This is a genomic window from Halomonas sabkhae, from assembly GCF_030409265.1.
GTDB lineage: Bacteria > Pseudomonadota > Gammaproteobacteria > Pseudomonadales > Halomonadaceae > Halomonas > Halomonas halmophila.
The window spans coordinates 205,067-226,157 of record NZ_JAUFPM010000003.1 but is presented as its reverse complement, the minus strand read 5'-3'; the positions used below and the strand labels follow the sequence as shown (position 1 = coordinate 226,157).

18 protein-coding genes are annotated in these 21,091 nt (G+C 61.8%); all 18 read right to left on the bottom strand.

The annotated features are described in order from the left end of the window. Positions 1-51: 51 nt before the first annotated feature. Complete coding sequence (locus QWY79_RS02720; RefSeq protein WP_290269654.1) at positions 52-525, bottom strand: phosphatidylglycerophosphatase A family protein; 474 nt, start codon at positions 523-525, stop codon at positions 52-54. Continuing rightward, positions 522-1,475: a thiamine-phosphate kinase gene (gene thiL / locus QWY79_RS02715; protein ID WP_290269652.1), complete on the bottom strand. Its 954-nt coding sequence runs from the start codon at positions 1,473-1,475 to the stop codon at positions 522-524. The genes QWY79_RS02720 and thiL overlap by 4 nt, the downstream gene beginning before the upstream one ends. A 14-nt stretch (positions 1,476-1,489) precedes the next feature. After that, on the bottom strand, positions 1,490-1,990 hold the full coding sequence (gene nusB / locus QWY79_RS02710; RefSeq protein WP_290269650.1) for a transcription antitermination factor NusB: 501 nt from the start codon (positions 1,988-1,990) through the stop codon (positions 1,490-1,492). Next, the gene (ribH, locus tag QWY79_RS02705) at positions 1,987-2,484 is read right to left on the bottom strand and encodes a 6,7-dimethyl-8-ribityllumazine synthase (protein WP_141317238.1); all 498 of its coding nucleotides are present in this window, start codon (positions 2,482-2,484) and stop codon (positions 1,987-1,989) included. The genes nusB and ribH overlap by 4 nt, the downstream gene beginning before the upstream one ends. A gap of 105 nt (positions 2,485-2,589) precedes the next feature. Further along, positions 2,590-3,750, bottom strand: a complete 1,161-nt coding sequence (ribBA, locus tag QWY79_RS02700) for a bifunctional 3,4-dihydroxy-2-butanone-4-phosphate synthase/GTP cyclohydrolase II (protein WP_290269647.1) — start codon at positions 3,748-3,750, stop codon at positions 2,590-2,592. Between the two features lie 212 nt (positions 3,751-3,962). After that, on the bottom strand, positions 3,963-5,114 hold the full coding sequence (gene ribD, locus QWY79_RS02695) for a bifunctional diaminohydroxyphosphoribosylaminopyrimidine deaminase/5-amino-6-(5-phosphoribosylamino)uracil reductase RibD (RefSeq protein WP_290269645.1): 1,152 nt from the start codon (positions 5,112-5,114) through the stop codon (positions 3,963-3,965). Then, positions 5,111-5,596, bottom strand: coding sequence for a transcriptional regulator NrdR (gene nrdR / locus QWY79_RS02690; protein ID WP_141317235.1), 486 nt, complete (start codon positions 5,594-5,596; stop codon positions 5,111-5,113). Before nrdR ends, ribD begins: the two co-directional genes overlap by 4 nt. Positions 5,597-5,750: 154 nt before the next feature. Continuing rightward, on the bottom strand, positions 5,751-5,990 hold the full coding sequence (locus QWY79_RS02685; RefSeq protein WP_290269642.1) for a DUF6447 family protein: 240 nt from the start codon (positions 5,988-5,990) through the stop codon (positions 5,751-5,753). 198 nt (positions 5,991-6,188) lie between these two features. Further along, positions 6,189-6,974: a SapC family protein gene (locus tag QWY79_RS02680; protein ID WP_290269640.1), complete on the bottom strand. Its 786-nt coding sequence runs from the start codon at positions 6,972-6,974 to the stop codon at positions 6,189-6,191. A gap of 152 nt (positions 6,975-7,126) precedes the next feature. Beyond that, positions 7,127-10,099 carry a DUF4214 domain-containing protein gene (locus QWY79_RS02675; RefSeq protein WP_290269638.1) on the bottom strand — a complete coding sequence of 991 codons (2,973 nt, stop codon included), beginning with the start codon at positions 10,097-10,099 and terminating at the stop codon, positions 7,127-7,129. Positions 10,100-10,682: 583 nt separating this feature from the next. After that, complete coding sequence (locus tag QWY79_RS02670; protein ID WP_290269635.1) at positions 10,683-11,708, bottom strand: glycosyltransferase family 4 protein; 1,026 nt, start codon at positions 11,706-11,708, stop codon at positions 10,683-10,685. Continuing rightward, positions 11,705-13,162: a class I SAM-dependent methyltransferase gene (locus QWY79_RS02665; protein ID WP_290269634.1), complete on the bottom strand. Its 1,458-nt coding sequence runs from the start codon at positions 13,160-13,162 to the stop codon at positions 11,705-11,707. Before QWY79_RS02665 ends, QWY79_RS02670 begins: the two co-directional genes overlap by 4 nt. Next, positions 13,159-14,394: an ABC transporter ATP-binding protein gene (locus tag QWY79_RS02660; RefSeq protein WP_290269631.1), complete on the bottom strand. Its 1,236-nt coding sequence runs from the start codon at positions 14,392-14,394 to the stop codon at positions 13,159-13,161. The genes QWY79_RS02665 and QWY79_RS02660 overlap by 4 nt, the downstream gene beginning before the upstream one ends. A gap of 12 nt (positions 14,395-14,406) precedes the next feature. Further along, positions 14,407-15,225 (bottom strand): ABC transporter permease, encoded by an 819-nt coding sequence (locus tag QWY79_RS02655; protein ID WP_290269629.1) that lies wholly within the window; start codon positions 15,223-15,225, stop codon positions 14,407-14,409. After that, complete coding sequence (locus QWY79_RS02650) at positions 15,222-18,110, bottom strand: glycosyltransferase (RefSeq protein WP_290269628.1); 2,889 nt, start codon at positions 18,108-18,110, stop codon at positions 15,222-15,224. The genes QWY79_RS02655 and QWY79_RS02650 overlap by 4 nt, the downstream gene beginning before the upstream one ends. Continuing rightward, positions 18,107-18,346, bottom strand: coding sequence for a hypothetical protein (locus QWY79_RS02645; protein ID WP_290269626.1), 240 nt, complete (start codon positions 18,344-18,346; stop codon positions 18,107-18,109). Before QWY79_RS02645 ends, QWY79_RS02650 begins: the two co-directional genes overlap by 4 nt. After that, positions 18,343-19,530: a glycosyltransferase gene (locus QWY79_RS02640; protein WP_290269624.1), complete on the bottom strand. Its 1,188-nt coding sequence runs from the start codon at positions 19,528-19,530 to the stop codon at positions 18,343-18,345. The genes QWY79_RS02645 and QWY79_RS02640 overlap by 4 nt, the downstream gene beginning before the upstream one ends. Continuing rightward, positions 19,527-20,978 (bottom strand): mannose-1-phosphate guanylyltransferase/mannose-6-phosphate isomerase, encoded by a 1,452-nt coding sequence (locus tag QWY79_RS02635; RefSeq protein ID WP_290269622.1) that lies wholly within the window; start codon positions 20,976-20,978, stop codon positions 19,527-19,529. Before QWY79_RS02635 ends, QWY79_RS02640 begins: the two co-directional genes overlap by 4 nt. Positions 20,979-21,091 lie beyond the last annotated feature (113 nt).

Here is a 21,091-nt window from a genome sequence, read left to right as displayed (position 1 = left end):
TTCACCGGCGGGCGCCCCGAGTCTTCAGGCGCACCACACCGGCTGCTCGGCTCAATGCAGCCAGAACCACAGGTGCATGGTACTCCAGCCATACACACTGGCCAGCACATCATCGATCATGATGCCGAATCCGCCCGCCACGCGCCGATCCGCCCAGCGGATCGGCCAGGGCTTAAAGACATCGAACACCCGAAAGACCACGAAGCCCCAGAGCGCCGCTTCCCAGGAGAAGGGGACCGCGGCCATGGTCAGCCAGTAGCCGACGAATTCGTCCCAGACGATACCGGAGTGATCATGCACACCGAGGTCGCGGGATGTCTTGTCACACAGCCAGATGCCCCAGATGAAAGCAACCGCCACGACCAGCATGTACCAGCCCAGGGGCAGTTCCGAGAGCAACCAGTAGCAGGGGATCGCGGCGAAGGTACCGAAGGTGCCCGGGGCAAAGGGCACCGCACCACTGCCGAAGCCGAATGCCAGGAAATGGGCCGGACGATGCCAGACGCTCTTCGGGGCTCGATTCATGGCCTCTCTCCCGGAAAGTGCTGCCAGCCCGATGGCGTCGAGGCATCGACGCCTTGCAGGCCAGGCTCACTGGTGAAGCTACCGATCACGGTCAGCGGCACCTCCAGTGCCGCCAGTCGCTGTCTGGCCGGTTCAAGGCTGTCCGGCGACAGGCTCACCAATAGCTCGTAATCATCCCCACCACTCAGCGCGGCCTGCAGCGCCGAGTCAGTGCCCAGCCGATCGACGAGTCCCACGGCCAGCGGAAATGAGTCGGGGCAGAGCCTGGCCCCCAGCCCCGAGGCCTGACACAGATGCCCCAGGTCGGCCAGCAGGCCATCGGAGATGTCGATGGCGGCACTCGCCAGACCACGCAGTGCCATTCCGGCCGACAGGCGCGGCTCGGGAAGCAGATAGCGCCCCAGCAGGGGCGTGGACAGGTCACGTTCGCCGGCCTGCCAGTGCGCCAGGCCACCTGCCCCGCCACCCAGCACACCGGTCACTGCCAGATAATGCCCCGGCTCGGCCCCGGTTCGCGTCAACGCTTCGCCTGGCGGGACCTCACCCATGACGGTCACGCCCACCGCCAGCTCACCACGGCTGACATCGCCTCCCGCCAGCTCGACGCCCGTGTCGCGACACAGCGCATGAAAGCCCTCCGCGAACGCCGCCACCCAGTCCCCGTCGGGCTCCGGCAGCGTCAGCGACATGAGACACCAGCGCGCCCTGGCCCCCATGGCCGCCAGATCGCTGAGGCTGACCGCCAGCGCCCGATGGCCGATGGCCCGTGCCGGGGCCGAGGCCGGAAAATGCACATCGGCCACCGAGGTATCGACACTCACCGCCAGGCGCTGCCCCGGCGCGGGCGTCAGCAGGGCCGCATCATCTCCGATCCCCAGCGCGACGCCCGCCTCGGTGCTGCGGGAGGCAGGCGTGAGAAAACGGGAAATCAGCTCGAATTCGCTATGCATTCGCTCGACAGCCTTCAGCGACGACGCGCTTCGACCTCGGCGGCGCGAAGTTGAACCGCCAGCTTGTCGAGAATGCCATTGACATAGCGGTGTCCCTCCGTGGCGCCGAATGACTTGGCCAGCTCGACGCCTTCGTTGATGGCCGCACGGTACGGCACATCCATGCGAAAGCCCAGCTCATAGGTGCCCAGGCGCAGAATGGCCAGCTCGATGGCGTCCAGCTCATCCAGGCGGCGATCGAGGACCGGTGCCAGATGCTCGTCGATGACCTCCTGCTGGCTCACCGCGCCATGCAGGAGCTCGTGAAACAGCGCCAGGTCAGCGATCTCCATGACCTTGTGCCAGTTTTCATGATCTTCCAGATCCTCGTCGGCGACCTGGCCACGGAATTCGGCTTCCAGGGTGGTGACCGCCTTGCCGGTCATGTGCCATTGATAAAGCCCCTGGACGGCCAGCTCACGGGCGGCACGACGCGACTGCTGGGACTTCGAGGGCTGACGCTGCTGACCGCTCATTGCTCGTCTCCGCTTGAGGGCGCTTCCAGGCGGCGCATCAAGGACACCATTTCCATGGCCGCCATGGCCGCTTCGGTGCCCTTGTTGCCGGCCTTGGTGCCAGCGCGTTCGATGGCCTGCTCGATGGAATTGACCGTCAGCACGCCATTCGCCACCGGCGTCTCGAACTCCAGCTGCAGACGGCTCAGCGCCGAGTTGCACTCACCGGCCACATGTTCGAAATGTGGCGTGCCGCCGCGGATCACCGCGCCCAGGGCAATCACCGCTTCGGGCTGGACCGCACGCAGGGCGCGCTGAATCGCCAGCGGCAGCTCCCAGGCTCCGGGGGCGTGGATAATGTCGATATTGGCTTCATCCACCCCATGGCGGGTCAGGCTGTCCACCGCGCCCTCGACCAGACTGTCGACCACATGATGATTGAAGCGACCGACCACGATCACGTAGCGGCCATCGACGTCGACGAAGCTTCCTTCGACTTGAGAAATCGGTTGCATGTTCTGTTCCTGATCAATCCGGTATGGCGAGCTGCCGATTCGCGAGTCCGAGTCTCGACACGGGCGGCGCAGCTGCGCGTTGTTCATCCATTGGTGATGGCACTTTCAGTGATCGCCGGCAGCCACCGTCCTGCCATCGGGGTCGACACGCTCGACAACCTCGAGATCGAAGCCGGAGAGCGCCGAGAACCGCCAGGGCGAGCTCAGCAGGCGCATCCGGCCGACGCCGAGGTCACGCAGGATCTGCGAGCCGGTGCCGATGGTCAGGTAGTTGCCGGCGCCATCGGAGTCGGTGGTGCGCAACGGCCGACGGCGTTCGAGGAACTGCTCGACCAGGTCATGCAGGTCCTGTCGCGGGCGGCCATCATCCAGCAACACGAAAACCCCCTGCTCGACCCGGGCGATTTCCGCCACTGCCTCATGGGCCGACCAGCTGTCATGCTCCCCTTTCTGCAGCGACAGCAGGTCTCGCACCACATTGGTCAAGTGGACACGCACCGTGGTCAATGTCTGCGGATCCGGCCTGCCCTTGACCAGAGCCAGATGGTGAGCGCCCTGAATGCGATCGCGGAAGACATGCAGATCCAGCTCGCCGTGTGGTGTCTGAACCGGCAGCGACTCGACCAGCTCGACGGTCTGCTCATTGTGAATCCGGTAGTGTATCAGGTCGGCGATGGTCCCCATCTTCAGGCCATGCTCCTGGGCAAAGCGCTCCAGCTCGGGACGACGGGCCATACTGCCGTCATCATTCATGACCTCGCAGATGACCCCGCTGGGGTCCAGACCGGCCAGCGCCGACAGGTCGCAAGCCGCCTCGGTGTGGCCGGCACGCCGCAGCACGCCACCCGGCTCCGACATCAGCGGAAAGATATGCCCGGGCTGGACCAGATCCTCCGGCCTGGCATCCCGCGCGGCCGCGGCCTGGACCGTGCGCGCGCGGTCGGCGGCGGAAATGCCGGTGGTGACGCCCTCGGCGGCCTCGATGGAGAGCGTGAACTTGGTCCCGAACCCCGACCCATTGCCGGTGACCATCAGCGGCAGCTGCAGCCTTTCACAGCGCTCGCGCGTCATCGGCAGGCAGATCAATCCCCGGGCATGCCGCGCCATGAAGTTGATGTGCTCGGCCTCGACCTTCTCGGCGGCCATGATGATGTCGCCTTCATTCTCGCGATCCTCATCATCCATGAGGATGACCATCCGCCCCTGGCGAATATCCTCGATCAGCTCGGGAATGGGGGAAAGGCCCCCGTTGGAGGAGTGCACCATGGATTCTCCATCTTTGAGCGTGGCGGCTGTCGCCGAGTGACCACATTTCCGTCGCCGTCAGGCGTCACCCGCCTGAAACCGCGTTAGGGTACCGTGGCACGGGCGCGGGCGCTAGGCGTGGTCCAACCTTCCCTCGTCAGCTTGTCAGCCAGTGCCAGGTCAGTCGACCGCAGGAGCGCCCCCTGATGCCCTCTCCAGGTCAGAACGTGGCGTCAGACGGATACCGACAGCTCGCGCTGACGAGGCACGGCGGTGATGCGCCAGTCCTCGCCCACGGCGCGAATATCCAGAATCTGCAGCGGACGCTGCTCATCCATGCGCGTCATCCCCGGCAGCTCGAAAAGCGGCCGCGCCTCGCCGCCCAGCAGGGTCGGGGCGACGAACAACTGCATCTCGTCCACCAGGCCGGCATCGAACATGGCCCCTGCCAGCGTTGCCCCCGTCTCCAGCAGCACCTCATTGGCCGCCTCCCGGGTCGCCAGATAGGCCAGTAGCGCCGCCAGCTCGACGCGTCCGCTCTCTTCGGCCGCCACTTCCACCACCTCGGCACCGGCGGCTTCCAGCTCGGCCCGGCGTTCGCGATCATGGCCGGCTACCGTGACCACCAGTGTACGCCCGGCTTCGCGCAGACAGGCAGCCGCCAGGGGCAGACGCAACCGGGAGTCGACGATCACACGCAGCGGCTGGCGCCGGGCAATGCACTCGGCCTGCTCCAGTTCGAGTTGATCGGGGCGCACGGTGAGACGCGAATTGTCGAAGATCACGGACTCGACCCCCGTCAACACGGCACTCGAGCGCGCCCGGAGACGCTGGACCTCACGTCGTGCCGAAGGCCCGGTGATCCACTGGGATTCCCCGGACCGCATGGCCGTACGGCCATCCAGACTCATCGCCATCTTGAGGCGAACATGCGGCCGCCCTTGCGCCATGCGCGAGATGAAGCCGGGGTTGAGGGCGCGCGCCTCTTCTTCCAGGACGCCGACCTCGACCGCGACCCCAGCCTCTTTCAGCAAGTCGATTCCACGTCCCGCAACCTCGGGGTTGGGGTCCTGCATGGCGACGACCACACGCGCCACACCCGCCTCGGCCAGAGCCACGGCGCAGGGTCCGGTGCGCCCCTGATGAGAACATGGCTCCAGAGTGACGTAGGCCGTGGCTCCGCGCGCCGCATCGCCGGCCTGCTGCAGGGCATGGATCTCGGCATGCGCCTCGCCGGCCCGTTCATGCCAGCCCTCGCCGACCAGCCTGTCCTGATTGACCAGCACACAGCCTACCCTGGGGTTCGGGTCGGTGGTGTAGAGTCCCCGGCGTGCCAGACGCAGGGCTCGCGCCATCCAGGCATGCGCGGGGGTCTCGGGAGTCATTGCGCCCCCGTATCATCGGGGCGGAAACTGGGCTCCTGCGCCAGGCGGTCGATCTCGGCGCGAAACTCGTCGATATCCTGAAAGCTGCGATACACCGAGGCAAAGCGAATATAGGCCACCTTGTCGAGGCGCTTGAGCGCATGCATGACCTCCTCGCCCACGTCACGAGCATGGATTTCCCGCTCGCCACGCGCCCGCAGCGTCTGGCGGATACGCTCAACGGCCGCCTCGATGGCCTCGGCCCCCACTGGACGCTTTTCCAGGGAGCGCAGCATGCCGGCACGCAGCTTGGCTTCGTCGAAGAGTTCGCGTGAGCCATCCGACTTGATCACCCGCGGCATGATCAACTCGGCCGTCTCGTAGGTAGTAAAGCGTTCACTGCATACCGCACATTGGCGACGACGCCTGACCTGGTCCCCTTCGGCAACCAGGCGTGAGTCGGAAACGCGCGTGTCATTGGCGCCACAAAAGGGGCAGTGCATGGCAATCACCCGACAAGTAAAAGAAAGTGACGTTTTGTCATATTGTAACGGTTTGCAGGCACAGCGCCCAGTTATCCGCGCGACACGCCCTCAATAACGACGACGGGGATACCCGAAGGCATCCCCGTCGTCCCAGGAGCACGCCACCTTTTCCTCAAGTGCTCGTAGCGTTGAACTTGTCGAGTTCCGCCTTGAGCTCATTGGAATAGGCCGTGCGCGCAGTCTGAGCAATGGCCAACTGCTGCTGAAGACGCTGAATTTCCTGGTCGGTGACACGCAGGTTGCTCACCTGATTACGCGCCGACTCGGAAAGCTGGTCCAGCGGATACTCCCTGCCATCAATGGTGACTGTCCGGGTCTGTTCCTGCGAGTCTGGGGTCGTCTGCTCCGCCATGATTCTCTCCGTCTCAACGGTTGTTGAGTGTTGTCTGTTGCATGATTGTCAGTGCAGTTGAAGGCGTTCAACCACATCCGGAATATATGCCTGAGCGTACCATGCTTTCCGGGTCCGTTGGCATTCCACCGATACCTTTCCAGGCCACAACGGCGGCAACCGAGCCTTGACTACGACCGATTCCGTCAGCGTTGGCGGTCAACTATCGAAATCGAAACTCAGTTCTTCATCTCCCTCGAAGAAGCCGTCTATATCCGGTGTCTGGGGATCAAGCTGGTGACGCAGCTGATACAGACGCGAAAGGCTCGAGATGCGATGTTGAGACAGCAATTGTGCGTAGGCCAGTGACAAACCGCCCTCCTGGCGCACTTCCGCCAGTGCCTCGGGAGCCAACGCATTCAGGGCCCCCTCATCGATACAGGAAATACCCTCGACAGCCTGAGTCTCACCGGAGTCCGACTGGGTCTTCAGCCTCCAGGGCACAATCAGCTCATGTTTCTCCAGAACCGCAATCGCTCGATGAGTACGCCGCCTCCCTTCCTCGAGCTTTTCCAGGAACGCCTTCAGTCTGGTGAAGCGCTCCGTCAACTCACCATCCTCGGTGAAGAACCGCTGCCCCGTATCCGAGGCGTCATCCAGCCAGAGCCCACTTTCGGCATCCATGCACAACAGCAACCGTTTTCCCTCGGGCTCGGGCAGCAAGCGGAACGGGTAGCCGCGATAGTAGGCCGGCACATAGCCTGCCAGCCAGCGACCATCCGGGTGTACGCACAGATTCAGGTTGCCCGTCAGAGACTGCACACACACCAGGGCGTGGCCGCCCTGTTGAGCGTGAAATGCCAGAGGCATATGAACCATGATCTGCGGAATCTCATCGGCGACGACCGGCACCAGTGCATCGGCCGCCGCGAATCCATAGTCGGGATAGGGCAACCACCCCGCCGACCGGTGCTGATGCGGGTCAATCGCCATGTAGCGAGACATAACTTCTCCTGAGCGCCATCCAAACGATTGGCATCATATCAACAAGAAGCCCCCACTCAGAAACTGAGCGGGGGCTTTTTTCAACCGGACACTGCCGGCAATTCGCTTGCGCTGCCCACCCTCGTCAGAGGGTGGGCATGACAGCAGGGTTCTTACGCGATGTTGGCGTCGACGAAGTCCTGAGACGCACCGAAGTCCAGGGTGCCGATCATGGTGGCAGTGGCATCAGTGGAGTTGGCCGTGGAGTTCACGTCGAATGCCTTGTAAACGCCGCTGTCGCCGTTCTCGACCATGACGATGCTGTCGACACGACCGTTCTCGACACCGGAGATGGCACCTTGAACATCCTGAGCACTCAGGTTGGCGAAGGAAACGCCATTGCCGTAGTCGCCCGCAGCGAAGTCCAGAACATTGACTTCGTTGTTGTCGACATCCAGGTCATTACCGACAGTGCCGTTGTTCACGGCATAGCTGGTGAAGTCCAGAATGTCGTGACCGGCCCCTTCACCTGCGGTGAAGTTGACGACGGCATCACGACCGAAGCTGTCAGACAGCAGCAGGGTGTCGTTGCTTTCGCTGCCAGTGCCCAGAACAACCACATCGTTGCCTGCGCCGGCATCGATGGTGTTGTCGCTTTCGGCAGTGCTGGCGACGCCCGGGCCGCCCTGGGCGGCTGCATCAGCGCTGTAGATGTCTTCGATACCGGTCAGATCCGACGGATTGTTGTCGTTCTGATCACGGAAGGAGACAGCCAGCTGATCCAGGTTGTTGTCATCGATCAGGGATTCGATGTTCAGGATGTTGCCGTCGCCATCGCTGGCTTCAATCAGGTTGCTGAGCACATGATTGTTGTTGACGGCATCCTTGATGGCCTGGTTGACCTGCAGAGTGCTGATTTCACCATTGCTGCTCGGCACATCGACCCAGCCGGAACCGAAGCCCTTGAAGTCAACAAGGACCTGAACTTCAGCGGCCGTGTTGACGGTAAAGGTCTGGGCAACGTCACTGGCACCGTTGGAGAGCTCAACATCGCTGTTGGACTGACCATTCGGCGCAGCGCCGGCCGCTGCTGTGGAGTTGAACTCCCAGCGATCGCGGTTGCCGGTCAGCAGGCCGGAGTTGTCGGCGTAGATGACGTCACCGCCGGAACCAGTGCCGATCACGGCATCGCCCTGACCCCAGGTGGTGACAACGTCGTTGCCCGCACCGGTAGAGATGGTCTGGTTGGCATTCAGCTGCTGATCGCTCAGATCATTGATGTTGCCTTCGGAAAGGTTGTTACTGATCAGAGTTTCAACGACATCATCACCAGCACCGGAATCAACGACCACATTAGCGTCTTCACGCGCCATCAGGTTGCTGGACAGAGCCAGGGACACCTGATCATCGCCGTTGGCAGTGGTGTAATTGAAGGTCGCGTTGTCGCTCTTCGGATCGACGTCATCATCCGTAGCGTCGAGATCACGCCCGATGACTTCTTCGGTGATTTCGGCGCTGATCTTGATATCGCCGCCAAAGTCACCGCCGTTGAGATCCTGAACGTCCATCAGGCCGACCTGGCCGGTACCCATGAACAGGTCTTCCAGACCATGAACATTCTGACCATCCTGAGAACCGACCTTGAAGTAGCCGTTACCTTCCAGGTTGATTTCCTTCAGGAAATCCATGCTGCTGTTGGACTCGAGACGGGTCAGCCAGACGCCGTTGGTGGCGTTGACATTCATCTGCTCGATGCCCTTGTCGGAATTGGACTGGCCGACCAGGTTGACGCTGCCGCCCTGAGAGCCATAACCGACGTTGTCCAGGTCGAGGTTGGTCTCGATCAGTTCCTGGATGTTTTCCGGGGCTTCGGTGCTCTGTTCACCATAAAGGGTGAAGCCGCCTGCAGAGGCGTCGTCACTGTAAGTGAAGTTGCCCTGCTCGATGGCACCGCCGCTGCCATCGGTCAGCACCAGGGTCGTCCCGGTCTGGGTGTTACCCTGCTCGTCCTGTGCGGTGAACTGGCCGCCCAGGCTGGCAGAGAAGTCTTCGAGACGCGCGTCTTCGCTGTTGGCCAGTGCATCCTGAACCGCCGTCAGCAGCTGCGGATAGGTCTCGGCCTGGAAGATTTCCTCGGACTCGATGACCACTTCTTCACCGTCGAGGGTGAAACGGAAGCCGTTGACCGGCAGGTCGCCCAGCGGACGATCAGTACCGGCGGTACGCAGGTCGAGCAGGTCGATGAACAGCTGAGAGTTGGCAGTGCGATCTTCAGCGGTCAGCAGCGGGCTCAGGAACAGACCTTCGTACTGCTCGACTTCACCAGCCTGGTTGAGCTGATCAGTGAGGTTGAAGGTGTAGTCCTTGGACGTCGTCGCGACCTGGCCAGCTTCATCCCACTCGGCCTTGCCGATGTTGATGACCTGCTGAACGTTCGGGTTCAGGTCGACCTGGGACAGTTCGCCATCGACGTCGGCTTCATAGACGTCTTCACCGCCTTCGCCAGTGCCGGGCACCCAGTTCAGCTGACCATTCTCACCGATTTCAAATCCACCCTGGCCAGTGCCGGAGGTAATGAAGTTGATGTCGGTAGTATCAGTCGGTTGCCCTGTATCGCCATCGCCGCCACCATCTTGGCTAGCGGGGATATCGGCCACGACGGAAGACACGTCCAGGTTGGCGACGTCGGTGTCGGCATTCACGCCACCGAGAAACTCGGACGCATAATCAGCAGCAGCATCGCCAGCATAGTCGTCACCGGCTTCGGTGGTGAACGACTGAGCCGCGGCGACCTTGTTGGCCATCACGTCGGCGTCGGCGTTCTCGGCGTTTTCGGCGATCACCAGAGCGATATCTGCCAGAGACAGCTCACCGGACTCGAGCTTGCCGGTGTAGAAGTCCAGGCCATCCTGCTCTGCATCGCGTCCGAACAGCTGCTGATACAGGTTGTTGACCAGTTCTTCGTTGCCCAGGTCACCGAAGCGAGATTCGTACTCGGCGGAGTTGCCGAAGTCGTTGATGACGGCATCAGCGCCTTCGTTGTCGATTTTTTCGGCCCAAAAAGTCTGACCGGCGGAGTCGGCCGGACGGCCGTAATACGCCACGTACAGTTTCTGAACCAGATCAATGGAATCTTGTGTTGCCATGGGACTATAGTCTCCTTGCTTTACAAAGATGCTGAAACGCCATAGCGATCAGCCCTCTTTCCTGCCTTGAGCGCTCAAGGACATGCCTTGTCGTTGCCCAACTATATCTTATGGTGGTCACTCAACCAAAGCGCCTAGCAAAACACCGTTCGACTTGAGGAACACCCCGAAATATAGGGCGAACGGTGGATAATGTATAGGCCAACTTCATTGCAAGTCAACGATACAACCGTATAACGGCTAAATTCACTTGCCCGGATCTCGAGAAACCACTCCACCTTGTTGTGGCGCTTGATCCTTTCTTGACCAAAGTATTAAGACCCCGAACCTCAGGCTAGGCCCTCATTGGCAAGGGGGCAAGCCGAGGCTAATCAGGAGGTTGAATGGTCGTTGTCAAAACGACTCAGCTATCAACCGCGACACAAGCGCTCCTGGAAGAGAGCTCAGGAGCCCTGTATGCCGCAGAAGTGAGACATCCTGATTGAATTCGGGGTCAGCAAAACAATTTGAAACAAAGCTGAAGTATCTGAATCCAGACTGATCAACATCTCATTCGAAAAGCCCGATAATCTCAGTCATCCACCTAGCCTTCAAGAAGCTTTCCTACGACGTTAGCCCAATGAATGTCATGCTCGGCGTAGGCCTGCCTGCCGGCTCGCCCCATTCGCGCCGCGCACGCCTTGCCACGCCAGGCTTGATCAATCACAGCCGCCACTTGCTCGGGAGAGGGCTCGACAACCCAGCCCGTCTCGCCATTCTCAACAAAGGCCAGCGGCCCCCCGCTATCACGGCAGGTGATAACGGGTTTGGCGGCAAGCATGGCTTCCAGCGTCACATACCCATAGTCTTCATCATAGGGTCCGAAGAACACGGCCAGGCTGTGCGCATAGCAGGTCAGCTTTTCGGCTTCGCTGATACGCCCCATCAGCACGACCCTGTCGGCGACCCCTAGTTCCTCCACCCGTTGCGCCAGCTCGATGCCGCAGGACCCTTCCCCCGCAATCACGATGCGCGCAGGCGTCCGAAGATGCACCGCTGCCTCGACGAGCAGTGACTGTCGTTTCAAGGGTTCGAGTCGACTGGGGTAAAAGATATAGCCCCACTCATCCTCGCAGATCAGACGTTCCGGGCGGTAAGGGGGATGGTACAAGGGCTGGGCCTGAAGGCCGTTGAAGCTCTCCAACCGCTCGGCCACCCTCGGTGAATTGGCAAACAGGGCGCTGGCATTGCCCAGATGTCGCTGGTCAAAGGCCTCGACCCTGGGCTTGAGGCGTTGCAGCGCCTCCGAGGCGGTTGCCGGGTCAAAGAGCTCGTAGCAGACACGATGCTGATGCATCAGCCAGACCACATGATCCGGGTGCTGAACGCCGTAAGCCGGAAACTGCAGGCTGATGACCCGGTCAACCTCGATGCCGTTGGGAGCCTGCACTTCCAGGCCTTCGGTGAACGTCATCTGGCGTTCGATGCTTGCCTCATCATGATGAAAGGGCAAACGCATCAGCTCGACCCGGTGGCCCTCCTGACGCAGGGCCTGCACCAGTCCCTCGACATGATAGTCCGCTCCCCCGGCGATGTAGGGCGTATGATTGGCGGTTACCAGGATTTTCATCCAGCGTCACCTGTACCGGCGGACTCTCCCTTGACACCGACCACGGCATAATCCATGGGCGCGCACAGCATGTGGTTGAGGCGTTCCACCAGGGCACCATCACCCGGAACCCGGGTCTCGTCGGGTGGTGGGTTGAAGCGTTTGACGGATACCCGGGCAAAACCGTGGAAGTCGAGCAGGAATTCGAAGGTCGCGGGGGTCAGGGGGTTACGATGGGTCAGGTCATGATAGAAGCTGTGACTGGCCACGATCAGGTTTTCCGGGTTGGGGGTTTCGAGGATCAGAACGCCCCCCGGCACTAGCACGCGCCGGGCTTCCGACACCAGCTGGAAGAGCGCTTCGAATGGCAGGTGCTCCGCTATGTGAAAGCCGCTGATCAGCGCCAGGCTTTCGGACTCCCTGTCGGCCAGGGCGGCGATCGCGTCCTGATGCTTCACATTGAAGCCCGCGATCTGGCAATGCTCGACCATGGTGGCGTTGAGGTCCACGCCTTCACAGACAAAGCCACTATCCGCCAGCAGCTTCAGCCATTCACCTCGGCCGCAGCCCAGGTCCAGCGCCCGATCCCCGGCCTGACGCGCCAACAGCCACTCCCCCCGGTATTGTTCGAGGTGTCGATATAGCGTGCGCTCGTCACCCCTGAAGGCATCTTCAAAGGCCAGGTAGTAGGCATCCAGTTCGGACGGTGGAGCTGTGACTGCCGGAGTGTCCGGCGCCGTTGCAGACACTGGAGCCTCACTGGGCCGCGACATCCGGCGCCTCAGCTCCGCCACCTGTCCGGCCATGCTGCGCTGGCGCGTCTGATCATGCTCCTGGCGATGACTGATATGCCGCTGGCGTTCTTCGAGCTCCAGCACGGCCTCGACCAAGAGGCGGCGCGTATCACGAGCCTCCTCATCCGCCATCTGCTGACGACACTGCAGGGCCTCGCGTGTCCAGCGATGCCGGAAGAGTCGCGTTACCCCGGCATAGACCCCTCGCAGAATGGCGGTTCGCAGACCGGCTGGCAGGCCACAGCGCCGCACCAGACGACGTGGCGCCGGCAGCTTGCGGTTGCGGGGCAGAACCTTTCCTGCTGCGGCACAATGCGACAGACATTCCGGCGCCTCATAAAGACTGGCCAGTACATGGAGCCGGCCCTGGCGCTTGACAGCGTCGAGGTAGTGCTCTCGCCCTTCCTCGTCAGCAGCACGCCCGAAAAGATGCTGATAAGTACTTTCCACGAAGGTGGCATCATCCTGGTCAAGCATCAGCAGCTCGGCCAGGGAAGGCTGAAGGGGATCACGTACCGGCAACCAGGTCGGCAGGGCTCTCCCTGAGTTGCGAAGCCTTTGCGGCCAGCTACCTATTGGCGGCGCCAGTGGCGGCTGCTCCGCATCAATAGTGGCAGCGCTGTCTCGCAGGCGCCGCTCCAGTGTCTCGACATCCATGGACTCGTCGCGATGCTCGCTCATAAGCTTTCCTCGGGCTGGTGGCTCTCGGCAGCGGATGCGGCCTCGCCCAGGCTCACTGCACAGGGCAGGCGGCAGATCCCCGAGAACTTGGCCCCCTGATATCCGGCCACCTCGAACTGCAGCGCATTATCGTGCCACCAGTAACAGTCATCGAGGTGGTGCTCGCCCGAGTGCAACGCCAGAGTGATCGTGTATTTCCCCGGTGCCAGAGCGGCCTGGATCGACAGGCAGACATCGCGTTCCTCGCCTTGTTCCAGGTGAAAAGCGCCCTGCAACTGGAACGTATTGATGCCGAAGATGTCCTGACCGAACCGGTCCCGGACCATGACACCGAGCGCCACATTCTCCAGCTTCTCGTTGGCCTCTACATGCAGACGGATATCCAGCATTTCGCCGCTGCCGAGGGTTGCCCCCTGACTGTCACGTCCCACGGCGGAGAGCTTGCCGACAACCGCCTGTCGAGTGCCGTAGGCACCGCTATGGCGTTCGACCTGCCGGGCTTCCTCTTCTTCGGCCTGCCGAGCCATCAGACGGTTGTAGACATTCACGGCATCATCGGGCGAGCCGGAGTACACCGCGCGCCCCCCCTCAAGCACCAGAGCCCTGTCGCACAGCACCTTCACTGCATTGAGGTCATGCGAGACGAACAGAATGGCACCACCATTCTCGCGAAACTCGCGGATTTTTTTCATGCACTTCTGCTGAAAGTAGCCATCCCCCACGGATAGCGCTTCATCCACCAGGAAACAGGCGGGTTCTGCATGAATGGCGATGGAGAACCCCAGGCGCATGACCATGCCCGAGGAATAGGTGCGCAAGGGCTCATCGATATAGGCGCCCAGTTCGGAAAAATCGATGATCTGCTGGCGGCGGGCGTCGATGTCGGCGTGGCTCATTCCCAGCATCAGCGCATTGGCGGTGATATTGTCGGCGCCACTCAGCTCGGGGTTGAAGCCGGTACCCAGTTCCAGCAACCCGGTCACACGACCGCCGATCTCGATGGTACCGGCATCCGGCATGAGCACACCGGTCATGAGCTTCAACAGCGTTGACTTGCCGGCACCATTGCGCCCGAGAATGCCCAGCACCTCCCCTTCGGCGACAGTGAATCCAACCCCGTCCAGCGCCGTGTAAGTACTGTGTCGGTTACGGCCGGTAATGGCCTCCCGCAACCGATCGGACGGCCTGGCGAAGAGCTTGAAGGACTTGTGCAGATCGCTGACGTTAATCATGTTCAGGCTCTCCTAGAGGCAATCCCGCAAGTCACGTTCCGTGCGCTTCAACAGCCAGGCGGCGATCCCGAACAGCAGCGCAGCGGCCAAGGTAACTGCCACGAGCCCACCCAGGTCGGGAAGCCGTTGGTACATGATCAGTTCGCGGTAGGCGTCGACGAGTTGAAACAGCGGATTGAACTGCATCCAGCTCATCACCCAGGTCGGCAAAATATCGTCCACATAGACGATGGGCGTGGTCCAGAACCAGACCGGCAGCAATACCGTAACGGCTTCCTTGATGTCCTTGAGGTAGACGGCCAGCAAGGCCAGCAGGAAGCCCAGCGCGTAGGTGAACGCCAGCTGCAGACCAAAGACCAGCGGCACGGCCAGCCACCAGGTACTGAATGGAAAGCCGATGACCAGCAGGAAGACGGCAAAAAAGACCATGCTGATGGCGTAGATGATGGCTTCCGCCAGCAGGACGGACACCGGCAGGGCCTTCAATGACACCTTGACCTTGGTGATCAGGTGCGCCTGCTCGGTGTAGAGGTTGGTAACCGTGCCCAGGCTCCTGGCAAAAGCCGTCCAGGCCAGTATCCCGCAGATCAGATAGATGCTGTAGGTGTACTGATCTATTTCGGCACCGAAGCCCTCCAGCTTGGCCCCCATGATCTTGGAGAACACCAGCACAAAGACCAGGATATTGACCAGTGGCGACACCAGTGTCCAGGCCTTGCCCAGCACGGAACCCTTGTGGCGATCGATCAGCTCTTGCCGGGCCAGCAGCCATATCAGGGGTAATTGCGCTCGCCAGCCGGCCAGGCGCGGCGATAAACGAGAGTACATCATGAAACGGCTCCTGAATGGCAGAGTGCCGGGTCGGCCAGAATACGTGACATCCATTGCTGAGCACTCTGCGACCAGCTCAGATACGGCATGCCGGAAGAGTCGATCGTGTCACCGCCTCGCCAGCGCTGTTGCCAGTTCTCCAGGACCCCGGCCAGTTCTTCTGGGCTGCGAGCCTGGAAGTACTCGGCAAAGTCACCGGCAACCTCGCGAAATACCGGGATATCTCTGGCCAGGATGGCAATCCGGTGGTGAGCCGCCTCGATCAGCGGGAGCCCAAACCCCTCGCCCAGAGAGGCCGCGACCAGGACGTCACTGTCGGCATAGAGCCGTTCCAGCATAGCGTCGCTGGCTCCGGCCACCCAGAAAACTCGCCGCTCGAATTGCTCGTGCCGCTTGATCCGGCGTGTCAGGTCCTCGACATCCCAGCCCTGCTTGCCGACGATCACCAGGTTTATGGCGACGCCACGCTGCCACAATAGCTCCATGGCGGCGAACACCTGACGATGCCCCTTGCGCGGCTCGACGGTACCCACCATCAACAGCGTCGGACCATCCAGTCCGGCAATACTGTCCAGCAGTTGATGTTCCGTGCTCGACAAGGACGCGCGATCTTCCCGGGCAGGTGTTGAAAAATCCGCCCCCAGATGAAAGGGCGCGACCCAGGGCCCGCTCAGGGTCTGCCGGACTTCATCGGCTACCTGGCGCGATACACAGGTGACCCCATCGGCCAGCTCGTCGATGCGGTTCACCCAGTTCCGCATGGTGGCCGGGATATCAGCGGGGAAACAGGACGGCAACGTCAGTGGCAGAAGGTCGTGAACCGTGAAATAGAAGCGCACGCCCTCGGCGCGCATGCGTTGCATCACATGGCCGGCCTGTTCCAACAAAGGTGGGGCCCACTCCACCGTGACATAAATATCCCCGGCTCTTGCTTCGACAGGGACATCGGGGCCCGGCGGCATCGCCAGCCCCAGTTGCTCGGTGGCGAAACCGCGCGCCAGATAGAAGTCATCCCCTCCCCAGCGGATCAGCTCGACGCGCCAGCCTTGCGGTGGATGGCGCAACACATGATCCGCCAGGCGCCGCGTGACACGCTCGATGCCGGTCTTGAGGTCATGCCAGGCAATGGTGCTGACATCGAACAGGATGCGCGGGCGAGGTGTGTGTGCGGTGGTATCCAGAGTCACCAGTGGGCGAGAGAGATGCTGCGCCTGCTCAGACGACCCACTCAAGGCTTCCCGCACTCCCGGGGTTGCAGCCAGACGGTCCAGCCATGCTTCGTGCCGATGGCGGCGGGACGCTTGCCGGGCCTCCCCCAGTGCCTGGCGATATTGCGCCGCGATGCGTTGCGGCGAAAGCTCGGTTGCCACGTAGTCGCTGGCCTGCTGGACCAGCTGTTGACGACGCTGCGGACTCTCGGCGAGCAACCGGAGGGCATGTTCGACGTCTTCACGCCCGGGATACTCGGTCAGCAGCTCCACCGCCTCGCCCGGCAGTTCGGCCGCCGAGCCATGCGCATTGGCAATGACGGCCACGCGGTGCGCCATGGCATCAAGGATGGCTCCGGAGGTTTCGCCCCGTGACTGGCATCGCAGCTGGACCGCCATATCGGCGGCGGAAAGCCACTGCACATAGCGCTCCCGATCGACATAGCCGGTAATCTGAACACGCTTTCCGGCCGGGTGCCGACGGAGCCGACGAGCCAGTTGATGACCGAACTCCCCGCCATGTTGCGCCCCCACCAGTACCAGCCTGATACCTTCCTGCTGGGCAAGCGGGCTGTCGAGAAAGGCATCGACCAGGGTATCGGTCATCTTCTTGGGATTGATGCCGCCGAAGCTGGCAATCACCAGCTCATCCGGCCCCACATTCAATACCCCGCGCGCTCCGGCCTGGTCGACCTCCTCGGGCAACTGGCGCAGATGCGGAATGACACGGGTAATATCCTCCTGCCTCGGCTGCCACTGATCGCCCAACGAGCGCGCATATTCCGAGTGGTAGATCAGCCCGGCCGCTTCACGAGTCACGAACCCATTGACCGGATAGGACTCCGGACCTCGAGTCGTCGAACCATCCGGCTTGTCCAGTTCTATGACCCCCGGATAGCCATGATCCCGATACAGCTGCTGCCTCAACGCCTCGGGCCAGGCACCACTCTCCTGCAGCCACCAGACGGCATCGAACAGATAAAAATCATGCAACACGACCGCCCCCGGGTAGCGTCGCATCAGAGGGAACTGATAGGCATGATAGAGCGAGTTACCGACCTGGTAGAGGACATGATCAAACTCCCCTGCCGACCTGCTGAATGCCTGTGCATCGAGAACGTCATAAGCGGCCCGGAGCTCGGGGTCCACTTCGGGTTGATCCACGATCAGGGAGACACGGAAATGCTCTGCCAGATACGGCAACAACTCGGCACTGTAGCAGGCGATGCCGGTTGGCTGAGGGGGCATCGGGGAGACCAGAGCCAGCGTCGGCAGCGAGGTACTCTCCGCGGGCCGAGTCGCATCGGCTGCAGGGCCGCTCCCCGCCAGGCAACTAGCCAGGCGCCCCGGTCCCGACTCTGCCGATAGATATTCGACACGCGCCGGTAACTGGCCATCTACCCAGCGGGCCACCAGCAGTTGCTCCAGTGTACTGCCGACCGCGCCGAAGTCGGCTGTCACTTCCGCCGATATGGCCTGTATACGGCGCTCACTTATCCACGCCGACAGCGCTCTGCGCTGCGCCACGAGCGCACACTGGTCGAAGCCTACCAGCAGGACGCGAGTGTCGGCGCGCTGCGCTTCATCCAGGTCGGCAAGACGGGCGTGGAGGTTGTCGACCAGCTCACGGCATGGGCCATCCACCGGGTGATTATCTACCAGCAGGAGTAACGTCATGAAGGGTGATTCCAGCGTTGTTCCAGGTCTTCGATCAGCCGCTGCTGCCCCTCTCCTCGGCCATCGACCGGGTTGCTCCCCATGGGTTCCAGGTGCCCACCATGAATCAGACGAATGACGCGACCACGCAAGCCGGGAAAGGGCGCCAGCACCCTTTGACCCAGGCGCCTGGCATAGGGCACTTTCAGCAGGGAACGTGCGAACCTGCTCAGTAGAGGCCGAAGCCAGCGCTTCATTCGTTGCATCCAATCCCTCTCGTCATTCGCGCCTGCAGGCACTCGAAAAGCCGACGGTAGAACACCTCGGCCCCGAATCGCTGCGCCTGATCACGGCAATCCTGGGGAAGAAAGTGTAACGTTTCGAAGGTATTCAACGTCGCATTGAGGCTATCGGCCTGCTGTGTCTCGAAGAACATGCCGGTTGGGGCCGCTTCGCCGTAGGGACGCACGGTTTCCAGCGCGCCGCCATGGCCGAAGGCCACCACCGGTGTACCGCAGGCCTGTGCCTCGAGGGGCAGAATGCCGAAATCCTCGTCGGCGGCAAACACGAAAGCCCGAGCCTGCGACATCAGCACCCTCAGTTCACCGGCCGGCTGATACCCCAGCAGTTCAATGTTGTCGTGGCCTGCAGCCAGGCGTTCGAGACGCTTGCGCTCCGGACCGTCACCGACCACCTTCAATCGACGTTCAGGTGCAGCGCTGAACGCTTCGATGATCAGGTCGAGTCGCTTGTAGGCCACCAGGCGCGAGGCCGCCAGGTAATAGTCGCCCTCGCGATCTTCCGCGAACGGGAAGGCCTGCAGGTCCACCGGCGGATGAATGACATCCGCCTGACGTCCATAGTACTTGTGTATTCGCGCCGCCACATTGCGCGAGTTGGCGACGAAGTGGTCGACCTGGCTGGAGGCAAAGTGGTCCCACTGGCGCAGGCGCTTGAGCACACCCCGCACCAGCCACTCCAGTGGAGCAGGAAAACCGGCATCACGCAGGTAGGCTTCTTTCATATCCCATGCATAGCGCACCGGGGTGTGACAATAGCAAAGATGAAACTGCCCCGGATGGGTCGGCACGCCCTTGGCCACGGCATGACTCGAGGAAATCACCAGATCGAAGTCACGCAAATCGAATTGCTCGATAGCGTAGGGCATCACCGGCAAATAATATCGATAATGGCGGCACGCGAAAGGCAGTGACTGAACCAGGCTGGTGTGCACGGCATGCTCTTTCAGTCTGCCACGCTGCTCATCGGGCATGGCATCGACCAGGGTGTAGACTTCAGCCTGAGGAAAGGCCTGCAGCAGCGCATCCAGCACCTTTTCGGCGCCGCCCTGCGTGACCAGCCAATCGTGGACGATAGCGACTCGCCAGCCACGATATTCACGCTGCAGGTCTTGCAGTGGGGAGGTCAGCATCTCGCTCATGACGGGTCGTCGCAACGCCCATAATCATCGCCGAAGCGCACGATATCGTCTTCACCGAGGTAAGACCCGGTCTGTACCTCGATCAACCTCAATGGCACAACGCCAGGATTTTCCAGGCGATGCACTGTACCCAGTGGAATGTAGGTCGACTCATCCTCTGACAGCAGAAAACTCGTCAGTTGCTCGGCATCACCATGGCCCTGCCCCTGGGTGACACGGGCGGTTCCCTGGACGACGACCCAGTGCTCGGCGCGGTGGTAATGCATCTGCAGGGAGAGCTTGGCTCCCGGATTGACCACGATTTCCTTCACCTGATAGCTGGACGTCAGCACCATGGTGCGATAGTGCCCCCAGGGGCGGTAGACATTGGGATGTGCCTGGAATTCGCTCCGGCCAGCCGATTTCAGGGCATTGACGATGTGCTTGGTATCCTGGGCATGTTCCCTGCCGGCTACCAGCACGGCATCTTCCGTCTCGACGATCACCAGATCCTCGACACCCACCGCGGCCACCAGGCGCGATTCACTCCTGACCAGATTGCCACGCGCCCCGTGCAGCATCACATCACCCTGGACAGCATTGCCTTCGGGGCCTGCCCTACGCGATTTCAGCTCATGAATCGCATCCCAGGCACCGATATCGTTCCAGCCGGGATCCATGGGCACGACAGCCGCTGCCTGGGTCTGCTCCATGACAGCGTAGTCAATCGACTCGCTACGGCATTCGGCGAAGCGCTCGACATCCAGGCGCAGAAAGTCCAGGTCCTCGCTACGGCCTGCGAAGGCTGCCTCGCATGCATGCAGGATGTCGTCGGCATGTTTCCCAAGCTCCGCCAGATACTGCCGGGCACGCATGAGAAAGATGCCGCTGTTCCAGACATGATCACCACTGGCGAGATACTGTTCGGCGCGCTCGAGATCGGGTTTTTCCACGAAGGCCGCCACCCGGTGGCCCGCGGATAGTGAATCACCCTTGCGGATATAGCCGTATCCCGTGTGCGGGGAAGAAGGCTGGATACCGAAGGTCACCATGTAACCTTGCCCGCACAGTTCAAGCCCGCGGGAAACCGCATTGGCAAATGCCTGAGTGTCCTCGATGACATGGTCGGCAGGCATGATCAGCAGTGTCGGATCATCCTCTTGCTCAAGCGCCACCATCGCCGCCAGCGCCAGGGCCGGCGCCGTGTTGCGGCCCTGCGGCTCCAGCAGTATGCGCCCCGGGCGTACATTCAGCTGCTGCAACTGATCCGCGACCAGAAAGCGGTGCTCATCGTTGCAGACCACCAGGGGAGGCGTGGCCCCATGTACGGCATCCAGGCGCAGGACCGTTTCCTGCAGGAGCGTATGCGTCTCGGAGTTCAACTTGAGGAACTGCTTGGGGTAATGTTCGCGCGACACCGGCCAGAGGCGCGACCCGGAGCCTCCGGACAATATGACAGGCAGAACCATGTATCCTCCGTAATATAAGGAACGTCCATCTCGCCCCCGTCAGGAGGCCCATGATCGCCAGGCGATGCAGCCGCCAATGGTAACACTGCCGTACCCGGCTTACACCGCTGCCG

Bases quoted from the DNA above. Each gene is read 5' to 3' on its own strand.
- ribH (WP_141317238.1), bottom strand. From the start codon at position 2,484: ATGCAACCGATTTCTCAAGTCGAAGGAAGCTTCGTCGACGTCGATGGC.
- QWY79_RS02655 (WP_290269629.1), bottom strand. From the start codon at position 15,225: ATGATGTACTCTCGTTTATCGCCGCGCCTGGCCGGCTGGCGAGCGCAA.
- QWY79_RS02685 (WP_290269642.1), bottom strand. From the start codon at position 5,990: ATGGCGGAGCAGACGACCCCAGACTCGCAGGAACAGACCCGGACAGTC.
- ribD (WP_290269645.1), bottom strand. From the start codon at position 5,114: ATGACTCCCGAGACCCCCGCGCATGCCTGGATGGCGCGAGCCCTGCGT.
- nusB (WP_290269650.1), bottom strand. From the start codon at position 1,990: ATGAGCGGTCAGCAGCGTCAGCCCTCGAAGTCCCAGCAGTCGCGTCGT.
- QWY79_RS02665 (WP_290269634.1), bottom strand. From the start codon at position 13,162: ATGAGCGAGCATCGCGACGAGTCCATGGATGTCGAGACACTGGAGCGG.
- QWY79_RS02670 (WP_290269635.1), bottom strand. From the start codon at position 11,708: ATGAAAATCCTGGTAACCGCCAATCATACGCCCTACATCGCCGGGGGA.
- QWY79_RS02675 (WP_290269638.1), bottom strand. From the start codon at position 10,099: ATGGCAACACAAGATTCCATTGATCTGGTTCAGAAACTGTACGTGGCG.
- QWY79_RS02635 (WP_290269622.1), bottom strand. From the start codon at position 20,978: ATGGTTCTGCCTGTCATATTGTCCGGAGGCTCCGGGTCGCGCCTCTGG.
- thiL (WP_290269652.1), bottom strand. From the start codon at position 1,475: ATGCATAGCGAATTCGAGCTGATTTCCCGTTTTCTCACGCCTGCCTCC.
- QWY79_RS02720 (WP_290269654.1), bottom strand. From the start codon at position 525: ATGAATCGAGCCCCGAAGAGCGTCTGGCATCGTCCGGCCCATTTCCTG.
- ribBA (WP_290269647.1), bottom strand. From the start codon at position 3,750: ATGGTGCACTCCTCCAACGGGGGCCTTTCCCCCATTCCCGAGCTGATC.
- QWY79_RS02680 (WP_290269640.1), bottom strand. From the start codon at position 6,974: ATGTCTCGCTACATGGCGATTGACCCGCATCAGCACCGGTCGGCGGGG.
- QWY79_RS02650 (WP_290269628.1), bottom strand. From the start codon at position 18,110: ATGACGTTACTCCTGCTGGTAGATAATCACCCGGTGGATGGCCCATGC.
- QWY79_RS02640 (WP_290269624.1), bottom strand. From the start codon at position 19,530: ATGAGCGAGATGCTGACCTCCCCACTGCAAGACCTGCAGCGTGAATAT.
- QWY79_RS02660 (WP_290269631.1), bottom strand. From the start codon at position 14,394: ATGATTAACGTCAGCGATCTGCACAAGTCCTTCAAGCTCTTCGCCAGG.
- nrdR (WP_141317235.1), bottom strand. From the start codon at position 5,596: ATGCACTGCCCCTTTTGTGGCGCCAATGACACGCGCGTTTCCGACTCA.
- QWY79_RS02645 (WP_290269626.1), bottom strand. From the start codon at position 18,346: ATGAAGCGCTGGCTTCGGCCTCTACTGAGCAGGTTCGCACGTTCCCTG.